Genomic DNA, 20,276 nt, shown 5'->3' with positions numbered 1-20,276 from the left:
TAAAATCTTTTGCCTTATGATAAAAAAAGACGCCATCATCATCGGTTCGGGTCAGGCCGCAAAACCACTTTCTCAAAAATTATCCAAAGCCGGCTGGAAAACACTTATGATTGAAAAATCTGAGGCCGATCTCGGCGGTGTCTGCTTAAATGTGGGCTGCACGCCGACGAAAACTTTAATAGCCTCCGCCAAAACCATGCAGGCGGTAAAAACTGCAGAAAAGCACGGCATCAAAGTTTCCGGCCTTGCCCTGGATTTTAGTATTGCACAAAAAAGAAAAGACCAAATTGTCGCAGACTCCAAAACCGGTCTCATCGAAAGAACGGAAAAAGCGGAAAACCTCGAATTAATTTATGGAACAGCTTCTTTCAGCGGGGAAAAATCTGTGCTCATCAAAAAGCAGAATGGTGAAGAGGAGGAATATACGGCGCCATATATTTTTATTAATGCAGGATCGCGCCCCGCCGTCCCAAAAATTAAAGGTCTGGAAAACGTCAAATGGTACGATTCCACGGGAATTTTGGGTCTGGAGGAAGTTCCCGAAAAACTCATTATCGTGGGTGCAGGTTATATCGGTTTGGAGCTGGGACAAATGTACCAACGGTTCGGCAGCCAGGTTACGCTCATCGAAACATCCGGCCAGATCATGTCGCGGGAAGACGCGGATATCGCCGAATCGCTGCAGCAACTTCTCGAAGACGAGGGTCTTCAGTTTCATCTCAATTCTTCCGTGGAAAAAGTGGAAGGCGCGGAAAAAGAAATCAAAGTAACGGTGGAAAAAGACGGTCAGAAGGAAACGTTGACGGGTACGCATCTGCTTTTGGTCACGGGCCGCGAGTCCAACGCCGACGGTTTGAACACCGAAAAAGCCGGAATTAAACTGGATAAGAAAGGATATATCGAAGTCAATGATCATCTTGAGACCAATATCAAAGGCGTTTTTGCGCTGGGCGATATCAACGGCGGTCCGCAGTTTACCCATATCGCTTACAACGATTTTGTTACGCTTTATAAAAATATCATCGAGAAAAAAGACATTTCCACAAAAGACCGAATGATTCCCTACACCATGTTTACGGATCCGCAATTGGGCCGCATCGGTTTAACTGAAAAGGAAGCGCGGGAAAAAGGATTGAATGTTTCCATCCTCACCATTCCGGGAAAACGCATTACGCGCGGCCTCGAAACCGGCAGCCCACAGGGATTATGGAAAGCCGTCGTGGAAAAAGAAACGGGCAAAATTCTCGGTGCTGCAATCGTGTGTACAGAAGGTGGTGAAATAGCGACCGTCGTTCAGATGGCGATGGAAGGCGGCATTCCCGCGCAACATTTGGCACAGGCCATATTTTCGCACCCCACGTATTCGGAATCGCTGAACACTTTGTTTTCGGAATTCGAAGAGTAAAACGTTTGAGCAGATGAGTACTTTTGAAAGCGCCGTTTGCAATGTGAACGGCTACGGAATTATTAATAAAAATTTTGTTTTAAAAAATCATCCGCTTTCATTTTGAGGCGGATTTTTTTTGTTTTTTTTGAATTATTTCTATAAAATTTGAATCATTTATATTCCTGCATTAATTTTATTTTGATTCCTGCACGAACCTGGTCAAGATTTAAAACTCTGACAAGGTTTTTTTAAGAGCGCTAAGTTTTTACATAAAAATTGAGATCGATCGCTTTTTAACGACTTCGTGATAGCTAAAACTACGTCTTTATTAACTTTCTGAAAATCATCAAATTGTTGCGTTGCGGTTAAAATTTAAATCCCTAATTTTGCACCCCGAAAAAGAGATACAGATTATGAAAAGAATTGGCGAACACAGAAAACTTCTGGGTGTAGATAAAACCGCGACTTTAAAAGACCTCAAAACAATTTACCGGAATACGATGAAAGATGCACATCCGGATAAATTCGTGGACGACGAAGCCGGAAAACTCGAGGCGGAGGAGAAAAGCAAATCCGTCATCGAAGCCTACCACTTTCTGGTGAGCATCAATCCCGAAACGCAGGAAAAATACAAAGAAGAATACACCGAAACCATTTCCAACTCGATTATTCAGGATTTTTATCTGGAGAAATCGATCTTAAAAGTGCAGCATTTCAACGGCAAAATGTTCGAATACATCGGTGTTCCCAGAAATATTTATCTTAAAATGGTGAACTCCGATTCGCCCAGCCGTTTTGCAAGACGACACATCTACGGCAAGTTTATTTACCGTAAGAATGGAGAAGTGATGGCGGAATAATATCGAAATTATTAAAATTGAAAGCACAATTTTCGCGTGAAAATTGTGCTTTTTTTGGCTCGCGTTAAACTTTTCTGCGTGCTCAAAATTGGATGAGGTAAAGCTCTACGGTAACGCTAATTTTAACAAGATCGCATCGAAAAAAATCACTGGCTAGTCAACAGAGAATAATTTTTTGACTTTAGGCGTAAGCTTTACACGCTTCCTCGCATTTTCTGCAGGCTTCCGCGCATTGTTTGCAGTGTTCGTGCTCGTGTTTCGCGCATTCTTCCGCGCATTCTCTGCAAACTTTTTCGCAAAGCGCAACCATTTCGGCGGCAGATGAAACGTCCATGGCGACGAGTTTCACGGTGGTGGCACACACTTCGGCACACACAATATCAGTGCGGATGCAGTCGGCCATCATTTTTACGTTTTCTTCGCCCAAACAGGCATTGGCGCAGTAATTACACGCCGCAATGCAACTGTTTAAAGCATCAATTAAATTTTGATTTTTCATAAGAATATTTTTTGATGTACGTTTAAATATACAAAAAAATATTTTTTCACGCTGATTATGCGGAATGTTTTAACGCAGGCCCATCTTTAAAACCATCGGAATTTGCTTTTTGTCTTTGATCTCAAATTCTTTAATGTACTCCTCGGTCGCAAAACTGTGAGTGAGGCGAAAAAGTGGCACTAAAAATAATTGGTGTGGCGCCCCCGGCTCACCGCCAATGCCTATCGAGACGTAAACCTTTTCATTTTTCGTTTTTTGATAGGCCTTATAATTTCTGATCTGATAGTCTTTGGCCCACGTGATCTTGCCCGCATTAAAAGAATTGCGCCACTTACATTCCACGGCAAAAGCCGTATTGTGAAATTTGAATTTTAAATCCGGTTCGAAATTCTCTAAAGCAGACACGCCGTCTTTATGATAATCGGAAACTTTGCCAACGAATTTGATGTCGTCCTGTTTGCCCAAAAGCTGAATGATATAATCCTCGAAATCATCGCCTTTCTGTTTGATGATTTCATTGGTGGTGAGGTGTGGTGTTTCTTTTTTCGTATAAAAATAAACGGAAAGCCCGAGACAGACGATCCCAAGAAGTAAAAACAATATTGCCATTTTTTTCATTTAAAATGTTTAATGGTGATGTTTCAACCTTGTCAAAGTTCCAAACCTTCTCAAGGTTAAGCGAAGTTTCGATTAAAATTTAATTCAAGCCAAAAAAATATCTACAGATCTCCGCGTTTCAAAACCCGCCCGCGCGGTTCGTCGCCTTCAAACAGCGCAATGTCGGAATGCAAAAACTGCGCGGCAGCCGCCGAATCGCGGACTTTCGTCGCGCTGCGCGCCAACATTTCGGTTTCGTAAGCGGTTAAAACTGTATTGCGCAAACCATTTTCCCGCCAGGACGCAAAAGATTTTGCCCCTTTAGTAATTTCTCGCGCCAAGGACAGCGCATCCAAAAGCGCCTGATTGGCGCCCTGACCTTTGAAGGGACTCATCGGGTGCGCCGCGTCGCCGAGCAATGTTGCCGCGCCGGCGTTCTCCAAAAAGTGGGCGGTGAGCAAAGCGCGGTCGTACACGGGATAGCCGGAAATCTGGGCTTCCTGTGTGGCGGCGAGGATTTGCGGAATCGGTTCATGCCACGGTGTTCTTCGAAGCGCTTCCGCTTTCAGCGCGGCTGCGCCTTTCAAACTCAGATCTTTGGCGTCGTCTTCAAACATCGGAAAACTCAGCTGCCACATCACCGAGTCTGCGTCGAAAGGCATTACATAAATTCGTTCGTTGCCATTCGCCGTTTGGAAAACGGTGGCAGAATCGAGCAAAGAATGGTCGGAATTAAGAAGCGCGCTCAACGGGCAAATTCCCAGAATCACGATGCAGTCGAGATAGCGCAAAGGTGAAATTTCTTCGCCGATCAAAAAGTTTCGCACAGCGCTCCGAATGCCGTCCGCGCCCACAACAAGATCGGCTTTTGCACTTCTTACTTTTCCTCCAACCTGAAAGGCGAGATCGATTTTTCCGTCGGTATTTTCTTTAAAATCAAGGAGTTGATGTCCCCATTGCACCGCATTATTTCCGCCGAGCTGATCGAGCAGTGCCAGACGCAATTCCTGCCGCGCGATGTGGATGTTGGTGCGTTTGCGGTTGCCTTTCGGTTCATTTTCCGATTCGAGCCATTTTCGCATGCCCCATTCGCCGACGATTTTTCCCTCGGGCGTATGGACGAGATGCCGCGTGGAAATGACACCTTTTTCCAAATTAAAAATGCCGAAGCCTTCGATGGCTTTGCTCGCCTGTTGCAGCGTGAGGCCGTAGCCCTGGGAACGTTCGTTGAAGCCCGCATCCCTCTCGTACAGCGTAAACGGAATTCCGCGGTGCAGACACGCCACGGCAAGCGCGACACCGCCAATGCCGCCACCGATGATGGCAACGTGCGGATATTTTTCGGTATCGGGAGGCGGAAAGTTTTCGGCAGGAACAATGCCGGCGCCGGAACACGTGGGACAAATGTACAGTTGTGCCAACGGCGGAGCGGGCGCAGGTCCCAGACGGCCGGTTTTTTCGAAGGCCGCGAGATCATTTTGATAGCGCAGGCGCAGACTTTTCCGGATGCGACGCTTTTTTTTGCCGAGTCCCTGGCAGTCGGCGCAAACACTCCAGCAAGGTTGATCGTTCTCCGTCATTTTTATTTCTGCTTGATCCGTGATTTTTTTTGGTTTTTCTTTTTGAAGTGATTTCATGGCGATAATTTAAATCAAAACTCGCTGAAATACCGTGCTGTCTAAGCCTCGCCGTGAAGATTTCAAATATACAGAAAACGGTTTATTTTGAAAGAAATCAGTGTACGAAGAACGGGAAAATTCAAACGAACAAAAGAAAAGGGAATTGCAAGGACTTGAACTTAAAAAATCAGCGTGCAAAAATCCGCAACAAAATTTCGGGAAACATCGCGGACTGCATTTTTTTTCTTATCTTTTTTGAACTTTAAAACCCGCACTTAAAGTACGTGCTTCGTTAATTTGAATTTTATGGAAAAGCAGCATAACAAAAAATGGATTATTATCTACGCTTCGGTCGCCGTGGTGCTTGTGGCTGTTTATTATTTAATTCAGTTGCCTCTTTTTAAGACCTGGGCGGAATATGTGCCGTTTATCCGGAAACTGTGTTTGAGTTTATTTTTGATCTCCGTCATCTTTCTGCTCAGTAAAGTCGTCGAAAGGCTGGTGAACAGCCAGAATCATCTGGAAGGCGACCGGTACAATCTGCTGCGCATCGTGCGGTTTTTGGCTATCGTTTTCAGCCTGATCGTGGCAGCGTCGTTTTTATTTCAAAATCTCTATGCCGCGGCTGTGAGTTTTGGTTTGATCTCTCTGGTGTTAGGTTTTGCGCTGCAGGCGCCTATCGCGTCTTTTATCGCGTGGATTTATCTGGTTTTCCGGCGATCCTATTTGGTGGGCGACCGGATTCAGATCAAAGGATTTCGTGGCGATGTGGTGGAAATCAATTATCTGGACACGTCTATTCTGGAATGCAGCGGCGATTATTTGGGCAATGACCGACGCAGCGGGCGTACCGTTCGTTTTCCGAACAGTTTGATTTTGCGCGAAGAGATCATTAATTATTCGGGACCGCAGATTCCGTTTATCTGGAATGAAATTCCCATTCAGATCGCTTTTTCGAGCGACCTTCAGTTCGTGGAGGATTGTCTGTTGGAGGCGGCCAGACAGGATTTTAAAACAAGATATCCGTCCGTTGATATGCGAAAACATTTGCAGTGGGAGCCGGCCGTTTATTTCCGCAATAATGTGTACGCCTGGATGGAAGCCGTCATCAGTTATCCCGTGGAACCTACGGATACGACGGAACGCCGGAACCGGATTTTAAAAATAGCGTTGCCGCTACTGAATGCAGCGCAGGAGAAAGTGAAATTTCCGGAAGGTGCGGTTCGGTAAAGTTTTCCGGCGCTGGATTTCAAAAGAAATGTATTTCAATTTCAATAAAAAAAGGCGCTCAATCTGAACGCCTTTTTCTGTAAAAGTTTATATTTTTTTAATGATTTCGCAAACGGCCCATCACTGTATCGAGCGCGGTTTTCAGTTTGTCTGAGGCTTCTTTCACGGCTTTTTCCACGGTTGGGGCGTAGGCTGTAACGACAGTGGGCTGCATGCCTTTAATGCGGCCTTCGAAGACGCATCTTTTATCGTTGCCTGTGCTTTTATCGCCATTTTCGTCGCTGATTTTTACTTCGATGCGCGTTAAATGCTCGCTGAATCTGTCGAAATCTTCTGCAATAGAAGTTTTAAAGTAAGCAATCATTTCTGCGGTTCCGGTGATGTTATTATCCGTGTTGATTAAGATTTCCATATTTATTTTACATTTAATTTTGTGGAATGTTCCCTGATGGATAAAGATAATTATTCTTTCGCAAGTTCCTCAGAGAATCGCTGTATTTAAGACCAGTTTAACATATTTTTCATTTTTTTCTGAGTTTGCATTACCGCATTTCGTGTTCAATTTTGATTTGATATTTCTCCAGCAGACCGGAAACTCCGGCTGCAGAAAACCGGGCGCCTTTTAGACGGTTGTTTTCCGGATCGATGACGTAATAAAACGCCGTGCGAAAATCGGCTTTCTCCAGATTGGTATTTTGAAAAATGGCCTGAGATAAATCGCACTCCGCGAAGACCGCGCTGGTCAGATTGCTTTCGGAAAAATCGCTTTCGCGTAACTGGCAGTCTTTGAACAAGGTTTTGCGAAGATTCAGCTGAAAAAAAGAGGAGAGATTTAGCTGGCAGTTTTGGAAAGAAAATGCGAGACCAAAATCATTGCAGCGCTCGAACTGGAGGCCGAGCATTTTACAGTCTTTGAATTTGATGTCGCGCAGCGCCGTGCCGTTCAGCGGTGCCAAACTTAAGTTGCAGTCTGTAAATTCGCAGGTTGTAAATTTAAAGCCAGAAAGGTTGTGGTTCTCAAAATTGCAGTTTCGGAAAGTGCAGTCTTCATACTCTCCTTTCGCTAAAGGTTTTTGCGTAAAATCTAATTTTTCGAAGGTCTGATCGCGGACATAGGTTTCGGTCATTTTTAAATTTAATTTGGGGCTGCAATTTAAAATGTAGGCTTTTTAAATGCAAGCTTTAAGGGTTTGCGTTGAAGAAGATTGAAAGATGATTTCTTTTTATTCAGGTCAGCTTATGTTGTTGTTTAAGAGCTGGCGTGTTTTTTCATCGTCAGAACCGCCGTAATATTTTTTTAAAATTTTTGAAAATACATTTTCGTCGGATTCCTCCAGCAGAGAAAATAACGTCATCGAAGATTTTAGTTTGAGGTCATCCGGACTGCCGAAAACGGAAGTGGCGTTGTTTTCTTTCAAAGTGAGGAGAACTGCCGAGATTTCACGCAGCCGTTTTCCGAGGACGGAATGATTCAGGAAAAGTTCAGCTTCCGCGCGGTTATGAATTGCATAATATTTTGCCGTTTCGCTGAGACCCAAACCGCGAATCTGCGGAAAAATATACCACATCCAATGGCTCCGCTTTTTACCGGATTTTATTTCGGCCAGCGCCGTGTCGTATGTATTTTCCTGGGCTTCCAGAAATCGGTGTAATTCGTCTTTCATCACGTTTGTATTTCCTTCAAATTTAAAAATTTAAAATTTTTCGTTGAATTTTTAAAGCCTCAAATTTATCTGCTGCTTGTATTGGAGGTTCCGCAAAACAAGTAGAATTTGGGAACCGCAGTGTCACTTTGCAAGGCGCCCAAACCTTCAAAACAATGTTCATCGCCAAGTTCTTTAGGTTTAATCTGTTTATCTAATTTGTACATTAATTCGGAGGCCGGGAAATTTTCTCCGTTATCGGCAAACAAACGAGCCTGAATGTCGGCTTGAAATAAGCCGAATTCGCTCTTGCTTTCATCATCAAAAAAATCTTCCTCCTCCAGAAGGGTTTCGTTGTCTGCCAAAGCATTTTTTTCGATCCAGGCCATAAATACAATGTCGACCGCTTCATTTTCAATTACGATCTCATCCGGATTCCAGGACGATGCTTCTTTTCCGGTTTTAATTTGGTATTTTAAAAAATTCGCGTTAAAATCTTTTGCAGACTCATATTCTGTATCTATAAAGTTCCACGAAACGGTATTGAATAAGTCCATTTTTTTTCTTTTTTTAGAAATGTTTGAGCGTTTTGGCCATGTTTTTCTTCTGGGCAAAACAGGAAGAAGAAGGAATCTAAAAAACCTCTCCTAAATTAAATCAAGAGAGGTGAATTTAAATGTACTTTCAATTTTTAATTGCTGTAATATTTTCCAATGCCCGCAGAATCAAACGTATATGCGTCCTCGTTCTCCGATTTGTCCAATTTCTTATTAATAGTTAAAGCCCACAAAACTAGCTCTTTGCAGAAGTTTTGATCCTCTTCGCTGAAGCGTTCGGCGTATTCTTCAACAACCGCCGCAAGCGGCGTGATGCTGTTGAGTTTTTTCTTAAAATCTTTGTCGGTATCGTTGTAATTGAGTTCGATGGAGTTTTTGTTGAACCACTTGATCACATCGGTATAAGGCGTTTTGATGCCTTCTTTTTCCAGTTTCGGAATTCGTGGGAAGATCATTTCAAACTGTGTTTGAACTGCCTGATCGATAAGGAGTTTTGCAACGTGATCTGCACCTTCCTGTTCGCCCTCGTAAACGAGTTCTATTTTGCCCGTAATAGACGGTATAATGGACATGAAATCGACCAGTCTAATCGTGGTTTTATCTGCATCAGATTCAATTAAACGCAGTTTTGCGGCCGCCATTAAGTTTTCCATGGCACTGATGGTCAGTCGTGCACTCACGCCACTTTTAGCATCTACATATTCGCTGTCGCGCGCAGCAAAAGCCACTTCTTCCAGAAGATCTTTGGCAAGATCCGGAACAGTGATCTGGGATTTATCTTCCGTAGAAACTCTCGCTTCCTGCTCCGTGATCTGTTTCGCCAGGGAAATGGTTTTCGGATAATGGGTAAAGATTTGGGAACCGATGCGGTCTTTCAACGGTGTTACAATACTTCCGCGGTTCGTGTAATCTTCCGGATTTGCGGTAAAGACAAATTGAATATCCAACGGCATGCGCAACTGAAAACCACGGATTTGAATATCGCCTTCCTGCAAAATATTGAACAAGGAAACCTGAATCCGCGCCTGCAGATCGGGAAGTTCATTCAGCACAAAAATGGAACGGTTAGCGCGCGGAATCATGCCGTAGTGCAAAACGCGTTCATCTGAATAAGGAAGTTTTAAAGTCGCTGCTTTAATCGGATCGATGTCGCCAATTAAATCGGCCACGTTAACGTCTGGAGTCGCGAGTTTTTCGAAAAAACGGTCGGAGCGGTGCACCCAGGAAATCATGGTTTCGTCGCCCTGCTCTTCAATCATATCCCGTGCAAACTTCGAGATGGGGTGGAAGGGACTGTCGTTAATTTCAGAACCTTTCACAATGGGCATATATTCGTCCAGAAGATTTACCATGCTTCGCGCGATTTTGGTTTTTGCCTGGCCTCGTAATCCCAAAAGGTTGATGTGATGTCCGGCTAGAATTGCCTTTTTCAATTGCGGAACTACCGTGTCTTCGTAGCCCCAAAGTCCTTCGAAAACGGGTTCTTTAGCTTTGATCCGGGCAATTAAGTTTTCCTGAATTTCCTGACTGATGGTCTTATGCTGGAAACCGGAATCTTTTAGTTCTTTAAATGTAATATCGTTTTTCATGTATTTTTTGATGAGATTTATTTCTAAATTTATTTTAACTCGCTATTCTGATAAGGCTAATATCTAAGCGTCTGTGATTTTCAAGTCGCCAGCTTCCTAAATTCTTTTGATTCGATTTTTTTCATAATCTTCAAAAATCATTTGTCCGAGGCCGGAGAGTCCTGTTAAAAAGGCTTTTCCCTGATTTTGGGCGGTGAAAACCTCCACAAACTTCCGCAGATAAGGATCCTGCGCGATCATGAAGGTGGTAATGGGAATTTTAAGCTTTCTTGCCTGCGCTGCTTTCGTAAGACATTGAGATACAATTCTTTCGTCCAGGCCGTTGCTGTTCATATAAAATTCGCCCGTCGGCAGCTGAATGCAGCTCGGTTTTCCGTCGGTGATCATAAATATTTGCTTGTTCGTATTTCTTTTACGGCGCAAAATATCCATGGCGAGTTCGAGACCTGCCACGGTATTTGTGTGATACGGACCTACCTGTAAATAGGGCAAATCCTTAATTTTGATGGGCCAGGCTTCATTCCCGAAAACAATAATATCGATGGAATCTTTCGGGTATTTTCTTTTGATGAGTTCCACCAAAGCCATAGCGACTTTCTTGGCGGGTGTAATCCGGTCTTCACCGTACAGGATCATAGAGTGGCTGATGTCGATCATCAAAACCGTACTCATTTGGGCTTTGTGTTTGGTTTCCTCTACGATGAGGTCGTCTTCTGTTAAGCGCAGATCAGAGATCCCGTTGTTGATCTGCGCATTTTTCAAGCTTTCGGTCATGTTCACCAAAGAAAGATCGTCGCCGTACTGGAAGGTGCGGTTTTCGCCGTCGCGTTCATCCCCGACACCCACTTTTTTCGTAGTGTGGTTTCCGATGCCGCTCTTTTTGAGTTTCCCAAAGATCTGGTCCAAAGCAAATTCGCGCAAAGCGGCTTCCAGTTTAGCCGTTAAAATATTTTTACCTTTTCCTGTACCGGTATTTCCGTCTTTCGGATCTTTTTCTTCCTTAATGTAGCCGCGTTTTTTCAGATCTTCTTCAAAATCCGCGAGGCTGTACTCATCGGTAAAAATATCGTATTCCTTATCCAGCATATCCAGCCATTCGAAGGCTTCTTCAATATCGCCGGAAGTATGCGTGAGCAAGTCTTTGAAGACATCAAACACGCGATCGAAATGTGATATTTCTTCGGGCGTATGTTTGGTGAAGATAAAGCCTTTTCCAAAATTTAATTCTTTATTCGTCATTTTCGTTCTTGCATTTATTGCACGCAAGGTATAGAAATATCATTCCAATTGGCTTGGCTGAAAATAGAAAAAAGTGATGATGATTATTTGAATCAAAAAATGGGAGAAAACGCTTAATAATGAGCCAAATCCACAATTTTTCCTTTTTCTGAACTTTGCAGTGAAGCTTCTATAATCTGCATATTTTTAATAATCTCTTCACCGGGCGAAGGTAAGGCAGCGCCGAAAACGATATGGTCGTAAATGTTCTGGTAATAATCCATGTAATTGCCGGGTTCGCTTAACGTGAGAATCCGTTCTGAGTCTGAATTTTTACTTACATAATTTAGAATTCCATCTTTCTCTTCCAAAGGTTTCGTCCAGTTCTCATTGAAGGTCGGGATCGCGCCGCCTACTAGTTCTTCCTCCTGACGATCCGATCTTTCCTGCAGAAAACTGCCTTTTTCGCCCTGCAAAATATAGGCATAATGGGCTTCTTTGGTAAAAACGGACGATTTTAACCGCAGGCGCATTTCGTTCCTGTAAAATAATAGAATTTCAAAATAATCGTTCGCGAATTCCGGACCTTTCATGGAAAAAATATCGGCGAACAATCTGTCGGGAAAACCAAAAAGTTGCGTGGCCTGATCGATAAGATGAGCGCCCAAATCGTGCAGCGCACCCGAGCCATGCAGGTTTGGATTTTCTTTATGGTCTTTTGTGCTCGGTTCCGTGCGGTATCGGTCGAAGCGGATCTCCACTTCTTTGATGGTTCCCAATTTCCCTTCCGACAAGATTTTTTCAACCTGCAGATAATCGCGGTCGAAGCGGCGGTTTTGATAAACGCTGAGGAAAAGGTTTTTTTTCTGTGCTAATGATACCAGATCTTGGGCTTCCTGAACATTTATGGTAAAAGGCTTTTCGACGATGACGTTTTTGCCGGCTTCCAAAGCTATTTTAGCATACTCAAAATGAGTTTGAACGGGCGTGTTCACGACAACGACTTCAATATCAGCCTGCTGAAGCATTTCTTCAACAGATCGATAAATTCGGCTTTCGGGATAATCTGAGTGGGATTCGTTCTTGGATCTTTCTACGACTGCTGTCATGAAAAATCCTGGATGCTCTTTTAAAAAAGGCGCATGAAAAACTTTTCCGCTCATTCCAAAAGCACAAAGACCGACTTTTACAAGTTGCATAGGTTTATTTTTAAACAAATATATTTATAATAATGTGATCTGTGAACTTTTATTCAGCACGGACTTTTAACGCGACTGCCACAATTGCTGAGCGCGAACTCTATATCGAAGAACAAAATTTAGTTGCTTCAAAATAAAATCAGGTAAAAAAAGTGTACAAAAAAACTACCCTTCAAAAATTGAAAAGTAGTGGTGTGTTTTTGTTTGATTTAAATTTTCTCGGGGATCATTTCTTCCGCCTCAGCTTCGTATAAATAGCGTTCTTTTGTGTCGTTCATTTCGTCCATCCAATCGGTGTGATGTTGCGCGGCCATGGTTCCGGTAACTACACTTTGGTAAGTTTTGTCGCGGTAGGTGAGGATGTTTTCTTCTTTGTCCTGAAGCCATTCCTTCAGCATCTGTGCCACTTTATCCACACTAAAATGCGGGTAGTCGGAGAGTGCGACCAGATCTTTAATATAATCGGACTGGAAATCCACGTTGTCGATACTCGTTTCGAGCGCATCGTTTTTCTTCAGCCATTTGTCCATATCCACACTTCTTTCTGCTTCTGTGGGAAGTTTTAAACGGTCCATCATAAAATCACGTGCCACCCAGGCCTGCGCATCGAACATATTGAATGTGTAATACTGATCCTGCATTCCCAGATAAATAAGTTGGGGCAACTGATTGAAAAAGATGCCTTTATACAACTGATTGGGATAAAGGTTGTTTTTTGTTTTTAAGCGTAGCTCGTCGGGTAAAAACGGAAATTTGTGTTGATAGCCCGTACACATAATTACGGCCTCGTATTTTTGAGTGGTGCCGTCTTTAAAGAAGGCCGTGTCGCCGTCGAAATGGGTGACCAAAGGAAGTTCTTTAATTCCGTCAGGCCAGTCGATGCCGATGGGATTGCTTCGGTAACTCAGCGTTACAGATTCTGCGCCGTGCTTGTAACACTGAACGCCGATGTCTTCCGCAGAATAGCTGCTGCCGATCAGCAATATATTTCGGTCTTTAAACTGGTCGGCGCCGCGGAAATCGTGCGCGTGCATCACCGTCCCGGGGAAATTTTCGATGCCTTTGAAATAAGGCATATTGGGTGTGGAAAAATGTCCCGAAGCGACCACCAAATAATCGAGTTCTTCGGAGTAGGTTTTATCAATTTTAAGATCGTCGAGAATAATGTTGAATTTTTTCGTGTCTTCATCATAACTCACCCATCTTACGGTCGTATCGAAGCGGATGTAATCCCGCGCGTTGCTTTTTTTGATGCGTCCCTGAATATAATCGAACAACACCGGGCGTGGCGGATAAGACGAAATAGGTTTCTTGAAATGCTCGTCAAAAGAATAATCGGAAAACTCCAGACATTCTTTCGGACCGTTAGACCAAAGGTACTTGTACATGCTGCCGTGTAGCGGTTCGCCGTATTTTCCGACGCCTGTTCGCCAGGAATAGTTCCACATTCCGCCCCAGTTTTCCTGCTTCTCGAAACAGATGATTTCGGGCATGGCGTAACCTTGATCTTTGAGGGCTTCAAACGCACGGATTTGTGCCAAACCGCTGGGTCCCGCACCAATAATACCGATTCGTTTGTTTTTCATCACATTTTTGTTGATCATAAATAAAATATTTTAAGAAGAAGATCTGCCTTGTTAAAAGCACACCTTCTGGGTTAATAATAGCTTGTAAAAAGTTTCTGCGGAATGCAGAAGAAAGAGGGTTAATCTCTTTAGTTGAAATTGTAACGGACTAGCGCGAAAGATTTCTCGCCACAACAATTTCAGGAATTAAGCAATAGTGCCAAAATACGGATTTTTTTGTGGAATTCCTAATTTAGAAGTGTACAAAATCCATAGCACTGAAATTTTGAATTTAAAAATTTCAGAAAAGGAGTGAAAAAAGTATTGAATCAACGAGCGATGGAAGGTTTTACTTCTAAGATATTAAACAGTCTTTCTGGATTATTTAGGCGGCAGTGTTATGCGGGTTTAAGGAATGGGAGTTTTCGGAACACGAAGCTATCAGCCACAAAAGTTGCTGTAAAAACGGTTTCGTTGTTTTCCGTTTACTGCTTTAACGAAATTTTATTTTATTGTATTTCCGCTGTTAAAAAGTTCCTGAAGCTCTTCTGTCAGTTGTTTGCGTAGTTCTGGTCTTCCATCAAAAGTGGCAGGTGTGTTTTGATAAAGCGCAATGCAATATTCCTCTAATTCCTTAGTGACAATTAATGTTTGAATGGCATTTCTTTCGGGAATAATCTCCTTTTTGCCAGGAGGAACCATTCCTGCAACCGCCCGCAGAATAAAAATATTGGGAGCAAGAGACCGGATTTCTCTTATAATACCAACATACGAAGCGACTTTATGATTAGCGAAAATTTGATTAAGCGCATTATTAATTTGTTGCCTGCCCATCATCTGGCTGCCGTCAAATCCAACTGCATTTCCATCCTCTAAAAAAAGGTTAGCAAAATCACTTGAAAGATTATTATTCCAACTCTCTAATAATTTTTTATAGAGAGAACGAATGTTTTTTTCGTCGTTTTAGTTTTCCTGTAGTTCCCATTGGTATAACTTTTATTTAGTAATTTCCAAATTCACTATCATACTTGCGTTTTTAAAGGGGTCATTTCGCAATTACCGCTAAGGGCTAGGTATTTCCGCAGGCGGGGATTATTATAACTGATCTTGATAAATATCACAAAATGAACAATTAGCAAAAATCTTTATGATGTAAACTTCAACCCCCGCGAATAGAAATACCTCGTTATGCGTAGTGTTTTTATTCATCACTTGTTTGATTATACTTATCTCCGTATTGTCTAAATTCAGAAATTGCAAAGTCACCAAATTCGCAACATTTTTCTAAAAACTCATTATACCAGTTTCTTCTAAAATTTCAATTGGAATTCTCTCTATCACTTCTTTGTTTTCCTTAACTCTGTCAAGAAGAGGAAGTGGTGGAATTGTGTCTTTAGTCAACATTCGTGCGTATGGTGTAAAACTCATAACTATCCAACCGAACAAATCGTATTTATCCTTTAAATTAAAATATGCATCCTTGTCAACTTCATTCATTTTATCAAACCATTTTGGCAAAATTGGCTCGCTGTAAGTAAGAATTGGGTCAAGTCGTTTGGCAATTTGTGGTGAAAAATATGATTCGTACCAACTCTCAAAAAAAAGTGCTTGAAAATTCTCCCACGTCAGGAGTTCGACATTTGTATTTTCGGTAGCAGTAACTGAGCCAGATTGAAAATCACTGGTAGTAATAACATAACCTACATTGCATCCCAAATCATTAACAACTGTCCTAAAACCGTGAATTACGGTTTGTGGAATATTTGATTTCCAGTACTTGCATTCACAGACAATAGAATATTTTCTTCCTTTAATATTTTCTTCTGCGTAAACATCTAATTCGACTTTGCCTCTAACTGTCTCAGTTGTCAACTCTTTTTCTACTTTGAAACCACACTGTTGCAAAATCTCTGATACCTTTTTCTGTAAATCTTTCCAGTCTTGTGGTTGTTTAGTCGTTAGTATCATTCGTGTTTTCTGTCGGTTTAACATTACGCATAACGGTTGGGTATTGGCGAAGGTTCGGTTAAAAATACCGACTTTTTCCTATTATAACTACATTTCGGAATATCTAGAATGGTTAAACTTGCGAAATTCCCGCACTATTGCCAAAACCTGTTATCTGCTGTATTTCTTCTTATTATATTTGGGTTACAATAGGAAATTTAAAACTTGATTTAATATTTTTTCCATCTTTTTGTGCCGGAATCCAATTTCCTTCAGTTTTATAAAGTGCGATTTTGCATAATGTGTTGAAAGCATCATTTTCACCAACTGCTTCGACATTTTTGATTTTACCGTTTTCGTCAATAACAAATTTAAGTTCAGATTTTAATGTCATTCCAACTAAATTTGGAAGAAAAGGATGCTCAAATAAGTCGATGTTATTAGACATGTCGTTTCTAAATCTGCCAATTCCTCCATTTTTATACTCAATTATTTTATCTTCTTCTTGTGATTTAAATTCAGGAAATTCTTTTGAATCATTTTCATAAGCATCTTTCAATATTTTATCATACTCTGAAATTCTTTGCGTATTAATTTCCGTCGCAACTTTCCAATATTTTTGTGAAGTTTTATTTTTTACAGGAATTTGTGCAGTTTTTACGTCGTAAACACTATCAATTTTTTTGATTTCTTCAATTTGCGAAAAGCAAAATGAAAACGATAAAATTAGAGTTACTAATATGATTTTTTTTATTGTCAGAGTCTTTCCTTTCATTTTTAGGCGTGATTTTTTAATATTCTGACTAACGTTAAATTTCATCATTGATAATCAAATAGTTATATGTTTTCATTTTTTGACTATTTGATTATCCAAAATAGTAAAAATTCCTCGTTAGCGGCTAAAAACAACTTCGTTTTCGAGTAGGGGAATAGCAGATAACGGTTGGGTATTTCTGCAGGCGGGCTAAAAATACGAAATCTTTCTACTTGCTAAAAACTTAATTAATCGCTAAAATCTTCGATGAAAACTTCATACCCGCTTGTAGAAATACCGTGTTGAACTAAACCTCCGGTAGCTTTTCCTGAGGCTGTTTTATTAACTTTGTTTTTATTCAACCAAAAATAAAATCTCTAAAATGGCTACAAAAAAAAATCTCCGGAGGATTTAAGAACGAACAAAATTTTGAATCGTGCTTCAAGCGAAGTTAATGGTTTTTCGGAACTGATACAACGTTTTGAAAGAAATATTTCAATCCAGGGAAAAAGTCCCAGAACCTTTGATAATTACTCCAGGCATGTTGCCGCCGTAGCGCTTTACTTCGGTAAAATCCCTACCGAATTGGATCCGGAAGACATCAAAGATTATCTCTTCGAACTTCAACAACGCAGCAAAACACCTTCCCAAACTTACTTTAAACACACGGTTTATGGACTGCGGTTTCTTCTGAAAGCCGAAGGTTTACCCTATAGTTTTCTACACCTTCCCGCCATTCCAAAAGTCAAAAAACTGCCCACTATTTTAAGCCGTCAGGAAGTTTGGCGGATGCTTCAAACGGCGCAATTGCTGAAACACAAACTGCTCATCGGTTTGATTTACGGGTGCGGACTTCGATGTATGGAAGTAAGAAATATTGAACTTCATCACCTTGATTTTGACCGCCAAATGCTGCATGTTGTTCAGGGTAAAGGTCAAAAAGACCGTTATGTTCCATTATCCGAGCATTTAATTCGGGGACTGAAAATCTTTATTTCAGTGGAAAATCCGACTCAATATTTATTCAATGGAAATCAAAATAGAAATATTGAAGAGATTGATACTTCCACAACGCACACCAAAGATTTTGATTCCAGATACAGTCAAAGAGGCGTTCAATGGGTCATCAAAACGGTGAGTAAAAAAGCCGGAATCACCAAAGTTGTTCATACGCACACTTTGCGACACAGCTTTGCCACGCATCTGTTGGAAGATGGAGTTTCGATCATTATGGTTCAGAAACTTCTGGGACATGAAAGAATTGAATCGACCATGGAATATCTTCATGTCTGTCAGTTATCGGATCAAAAACCGCACAGCCCTTTGGATACCGTTTTCGCTTTATGCAGTAAAAATGGAAACCCGAAGTAAAGGCGGAAGTGTAGCTGATGTTCTTCGCAAAATCAATTTGTCGGCGCAAAACTTTACGGTTCATCAAGAAAAAACACTTCGCGCTTTGTCGTATTGCCGGACTGCTGCTTTGGGTGGGCATATCGATGCGTGTGATGGTTGTGGAAATCTTTCGATTAGTTACAACTCGTGTCGTAATCGGCATTGTCCGCAATGTCAAGGTCATAAAAGAGAAGAATGGATCCAGAAACGCGAGCAGGAATTATTGCCGTGCAGTTATTATCACTTGGTTTTTACTTTGCCCGAAGAACTCAATGGTTTGGCGATCTCTCAACCGGCATTGTTGTATAAAACCTTATTTGAAGCAGCGTGGGCAACATTAAATCAGTTTGGTAAAACAGAACAGATCCAGTTGGGAATGATTGCGATTTTGCATACTTGGGGACAGAATTTAAGTCTTCATCCGCATTTGCACTGCATTGTTCCGGGTGGTGGAATTGACCACAATGGCAAATGGAAAAAGAAAGTAAGAACCGATAAATATCTCTTCTGTGTAAAAGCGATGAGCAAAGTTTTTCGGGCAAAGTTCGTGGCTTTATTAAGAGCTTCCGGAATTAAAGACCAGGATTTAATGGACAAACTCTTCACCAAAAACTGGGTGGTTTATGCGAAAAGACCTTTTGGTGGTCCGAAACAAGTGATCGAATATTTAGGAAGATATACTCACAAAGTTGCCATCAGCAATCACCGCATCAAAGAAGTTACGGATAAAGAAGTTCGTTTTGGGTACAAAGATTATCGCAAAGAAGGTCAGAAAAAGGAAATGACTTTATCGAATACTGAATTTGTGCGCAGATTTAGTCTTCATATTTTGCCTCGAAGGTTTGTGAGAATACGGCATTACGGGATTTTAAGCAGCTCCTGGAAACGTGGAAAACTTCAGGATTTACAATCAGATTTAAAAATCCAAATTACAGAAGTAAAACCGAAAACTTTGCTTAAAAAATGTCGGTGTTGCAAGGAAGGAAACTTAATAACCATAGCGCTTTTCGGACAGCGTGGCCCACCTCAGGATTTTCTTGCCGTTTTTAATGCCTCGTCTGCAAAATAAATTTTGTGGGTAAGGGATTTTGTATCTTAAAAGTAAAAAAAAGCCGGTGAGTGCTTCGAAAAACGTCACCTCAGTTCCACAAAAAAGCAGTCCTTCTAAAAAACTGCTTTACTATCCTAAATTCTAAAAATGATAACTCCATAAGGTTGCCAACTGGGGAGGAAAAGCCACCGGAGATTCCGTTCAACAGGCTTTCATTTCTTGTCTTGCAGACAAAACGAAAGCTTAGTTATTAGCCGACGTTTTTATTATACATTTTCTTTAATCTTAAAAGTCTAAAATATTTATACCACAATACAATCATTAAAACAATGATCGATAAACTAAACAAATATTCAAGTGTAGAAAATATAATTGCAAAATAATCTATTTCTTTTAATTTAATTTCGGAATTAGTTTTACGTTCCGGAGTTTTTATGGTTGTATCAGTATATTTTACATTTATTGAATCATTTATTTTGTATTTTATATTATATTTAACTTTATTATCACTAATTAATTCTAATAATTTCTTCTCTGATAACTGTTTAATTTCTTCGTAAGGACTTACAATATTTGAAAATGATACACTAAAATTATCAATAAACTTTCTAAGCATGACAATTTCATTTTTATCAGTGCGGTTTTTCTTAAATTTCTCTTTTAAACTATCAAGTTGTTTTTGATTTGTTTTCTCTACCAAATTTTTTTTATTATCCCACTTTTTTTTATACTGCTTTGATAAAGTATCAATATTTATTTTATTGTTATCTAAGTAGAAATCAGTTTTAAAATCGAAACTTCGAAATAGTATTGAATCCTTTTCTGTAATTTTTTTTTCAGATTTAGCAACATATTGTAAAGTTGTATTTGCAATTTTTTCCTTATCAGATTTATAATTAGAATACAATGTAAATGAAAAAAGAAAAATTATTAAAAAAGTCAAAAAACTTGCACCAATTCTATATAGACTTAAGTCATTTTCTTTAAAGTTAATACTGCTTGGAATAATATTATATATTCTATGTCCAACGGTTAATTTATTGTTTTTTGAATCTAATAACCCAGCGAAAGAAACAAAATCATTCGATTTTAATAAACTTTTTTCAATTAATACTTTATTTCCTACAATATTAAATTTAGGTGTAAAATCGGTGCTTGTTTTTGTAATT

The 20,276-nt window shown here is 40.7% G+C and carries 20 protein-coding genes; 5 read left to right on the top strand and 15 right to left on the bottom strand.

Annotation, left to right across the window (positions count from 1 at the left end; all coding sequences use genetic code 11):
* Positions 1–16: 16 nt before the first annotated feature.
* A complete protein-coding gene (locus tag L0B70_RS02275; protein WP_235142704.1) occupies positions 17–1,405 on the top strand; it encodes a mercuric reductase in 1,389 nt (462 codons plus the stop codon).
* A gap of 395 nt (positions 1,406–1,800) precedes the next feature.
* Entirely contained in the window at positions 1,801–2,247 is a 447-nt protein-coding gene (locus L0B70_RS02270) for a KTSC domain-containing protein (protein WP_235142703.1), read from the top strand.
* A 181-nt stretch (positions 2,248–2,428) separates the two neighbouring features.
* Here the strand turns inward: L0B70_RS02270 and L0B70_RS02265 are convergent, their stop codons facing one another.
* The 3 genes from L0B70_RS02265 to L0B70_RS02255 all read right to left on the bottom strand — a co-directional run bounded on the left by L0B70_RS02265 (position 2,429) and on the right by L0B70_RS02255 (position 4,980).
* A complete protein-coding gene (locus L0B70_RS02265; protein ID WP_235142702.1) occupies positions 2,429–2,746 on the bottom strand; it encodes a four-helix bundle copper-binding protein in 318 nt (105 codons plus the stop codon).
* Between the two features lie 69 nt (positions 2,747–2,815).
* Positions 2,816–3,355 carry a hypothetical protein gene (locus L0B70_RS02260; RefSeq protein WP_235142701.1) on the bottom strand — a complete coding sequence of 180 codons (540 nt, stop codon included), beginning with the start codon at positions 3,353–3,355 and terminating at the stop codon, positions 2,816–2,818.
* A gap of 110 nt (positions 3,356–3,465) precedes the next feature.
* Positions 3,466–4,980, bottom strand: coding sequence for an FAD-dependent oxidoreductase (locus tag L0B70_RS02255; protein ID WP_407929693.1), 1,515 nt, complete (start codon positions 4,978–4,980; stop codon positions 3,466–3,468).
* Positions 4,981–5,268: 288 nt separating this feature from the next.
* On the opposite strand from L0B70_RS02255, the gene L0B70_RS02250 reads away from it, so the two are divergent.
* Positions 5,269–6,192 (top strand): mechanosensitive ion channel family protein, encoded by a 924-nt coding sequence (locus tag L0B70_RS02250; RefSeq protein ID WP_235142700.1) that lies wholly within the window; start codon positions 5,269–5,271, stop codon positions 6,190–6,192.
* Positions 6,193–6,289: 97 nt separating this feature from the next.
* On the opposite strand, the gene L0B70_RS02245 is transcribed toward L0B70_RS02250, so the two are convergent.
* The 11 genes from L0B70_RS02245 to L0B70_RS02195 all read right to left on the bottom strand — a co-directional run bounded on the left by L0B70_RS02245 (position 6,290) and on the right by L0B70_RS02195 (position 16,685).
* A complete protein-coding gene (locus L0B70_RS02245) occupies positions 6,290–6,604 on the bottom strand; it encodes an HPF/RaiA family ribosome-associated protein (protein ID WP_235142699.1) in 315 nt (104 codons plus the stop codon).
* Positions 6,605–6,734: 130 nt separating this feature from the next.
* A complete protein-coding gene (locus tag L0B70_RS02240) occupies positions 6,735–7,319 on the bottom strand; it encodes a pentapeptide repeat-containing protein (RefSeq protein ID WP_235142698.1) in 585 nt (194 codons plus the stop codon).
* Between the two features lie 105 nt (positions 7,320–7,424).
* Positions 7,425–7,856, bottom strand: a complete 432-nt coding sequence (locus L0B70_RS02235) for a DUF1810 domain-containing protein (protein ID WP_235142697.1) — start codon at positions 7,854–7,856, stop codon at positions 7,425–7,427.
* Positions 7,857–7,921: 65 nt separating this feature from the next.
* Positions 7,922–8,392: a hypothetical protein gene (locus tag L0B70_RS02230; RefSeq protein ID WP_235142696.1), complete on the bottom strand. Its 471-nt coding sequence runs from the start codon at positions 8,390–8,392 to the stop codon at positions 7,922–7,924.
* Positions 8,393–8,526: 134 nt separating this feature from the next.
* Positions 8,527–9,981, bottom strand: coding sequence for a sigma 54-interacting transcriptional regulator (locus L0B70_RS02225; RefSeq protein ID WP_235142695.1), 1,455 nt, complete (start codon positions 9,979–9,981; stop codon positions 8,527–8,529).
* A gap of 96 nt (positions 9,982–10,077) precedes the next feature.
* The gene (locus L0B70_RS02220) at positions 10,078–11,220 is read right to left on the bottom strand and encodes a VWA domain-containing protein (protein ID WP_235142694.1); all 1,143 of its coding nucleotides are present in this window, start codon (positions 11,218–11,220) and stop codon (positions 10,078–10,080) included.
* A 113-nt stretch (positions 11,221–11,333) separates the two neighbouring features.
* Positions 11,334–12,398, bottom strand: coding sequence for a Gfo/Idh/MocA family oxidoreductase (locus L0B70_RS02215; RefSeq protein WP_235142693.1), 1,065 nt, complete (start codon positions 12,396–12,398; stop codon positions 11,334–11,336).
* Positions 12,399–12,607: 209 nt separating this feature from the next.
* The gene (locus L0B70_RS02210; RefSeq protein ID WP_311195398.1) at positions 12,608–13,984 is read right to left on the bottom strand and encodes an NAD(P)/FAD-dependent oxidoreductase; all 1,377 of its coding nucleotides are present in this window, start codon (positions 13,982–13,984) and stop codon (positions 12,608–12,610) included.
* A 483-nt stretch (positions 13,985–14,467) separates the two neighbouring features.
* Positions 14,468–14,911, bottom strand: coding sequence for an SgcJ/EcaC family oxidoreductase (locus L0B70_RS02205; RefSeq protein ID WP_235143545.1), 444 nt, complete (start codon positions 14,909–14,911; stop codon positions 14,468–14,470).
* Positions 14,912–15,247: 336 nt separating this feature from the next.
* Positions 15,248–15,931, bottom strand: coding sequence for a restriction endonuclease (locus L0B70_RS02200; protein WP_235142691.1), 684 nt, complete (start codon positions 15,929–15,931; stop codon positions 15,248–15,250).
* A gap of 172 nt (positions 15,932–16,103) precedes the next feature.
* Positions 16,104–16,685 (bottom strand): energy transducer TonB, encoded by a 582-nt coding sequence (locus tag L0B70_RS02195; RefSeq protein ID WP_235142690.1) that lies wholly within the window; start codon positions 16,683–16,685, stop codon positions 16,104–16,106.
* A 408-nt stretch (positions 16,686–17,093) separates the two neighbouring features.
* Between L0B70_RS02195 and L0B70_RS02190 the strand changes: the two genes are divergently transcribed.
* Together L0B70_RS02190 and L0B70_RS02185 are read left to right on the top strand one after the other, a co-directional pair.
* Positions 17,094–18,035, top strand: a complete 942-nt coding sequence (locus tag L0B70_RS02190; protein ID WP_235141810.1) for a tyrosine-type recombinase/integrase — start codon at positions 17,094–17,096, stop codon at positions 18,033–18,035.
* On the top strand, positions 18,019–19,125 hold the full coding sequence (locus tag L0B70_RS02185; protein WP_235141811.1) for an IS91 family transposase: 1,107 nt from the start codon (positions 18,019–18,021) through the stop codon (positions 19,123–19,125). The genes L0B70_RS02190 and L0B70_RS02185 overlap by 17 nt, the downstream gene beginning before the upstream one ends.
* A gap of 232 nt (positions 19,126–19,357) precedes the next feature.
* Here the strand turns inward: L0B70_RS02185 and L0B70_RS02180 are convergent, their stop codons facing one another.
* Positions 19,358–20,050 (bottom strand): hypothetical protein, encoded by a 693-nt coding sequence (locus L0B70_RS02180; protein WP_235142689.1) that lies wholly within the window; start codon positions 20,048–20,050, stop codon positions 19,358–19,360.
* Positions 20,051–20,276 lie beyond the last annotated feature (226 nt).

This window comes from Kaistella sp. 97-N-M2 (assembly GCF_021513235.1).
Lineage (GTDB): Bacteria > Bacteroidota > Bacteroidia > Flavobacteriales > Weeksellaceae > Kaistella.
The sequence above is the reverse complement of the archived record's forward strand: the minus strand, read 5'-3'. Positions and strand labels throughout refer to the sequence as shown.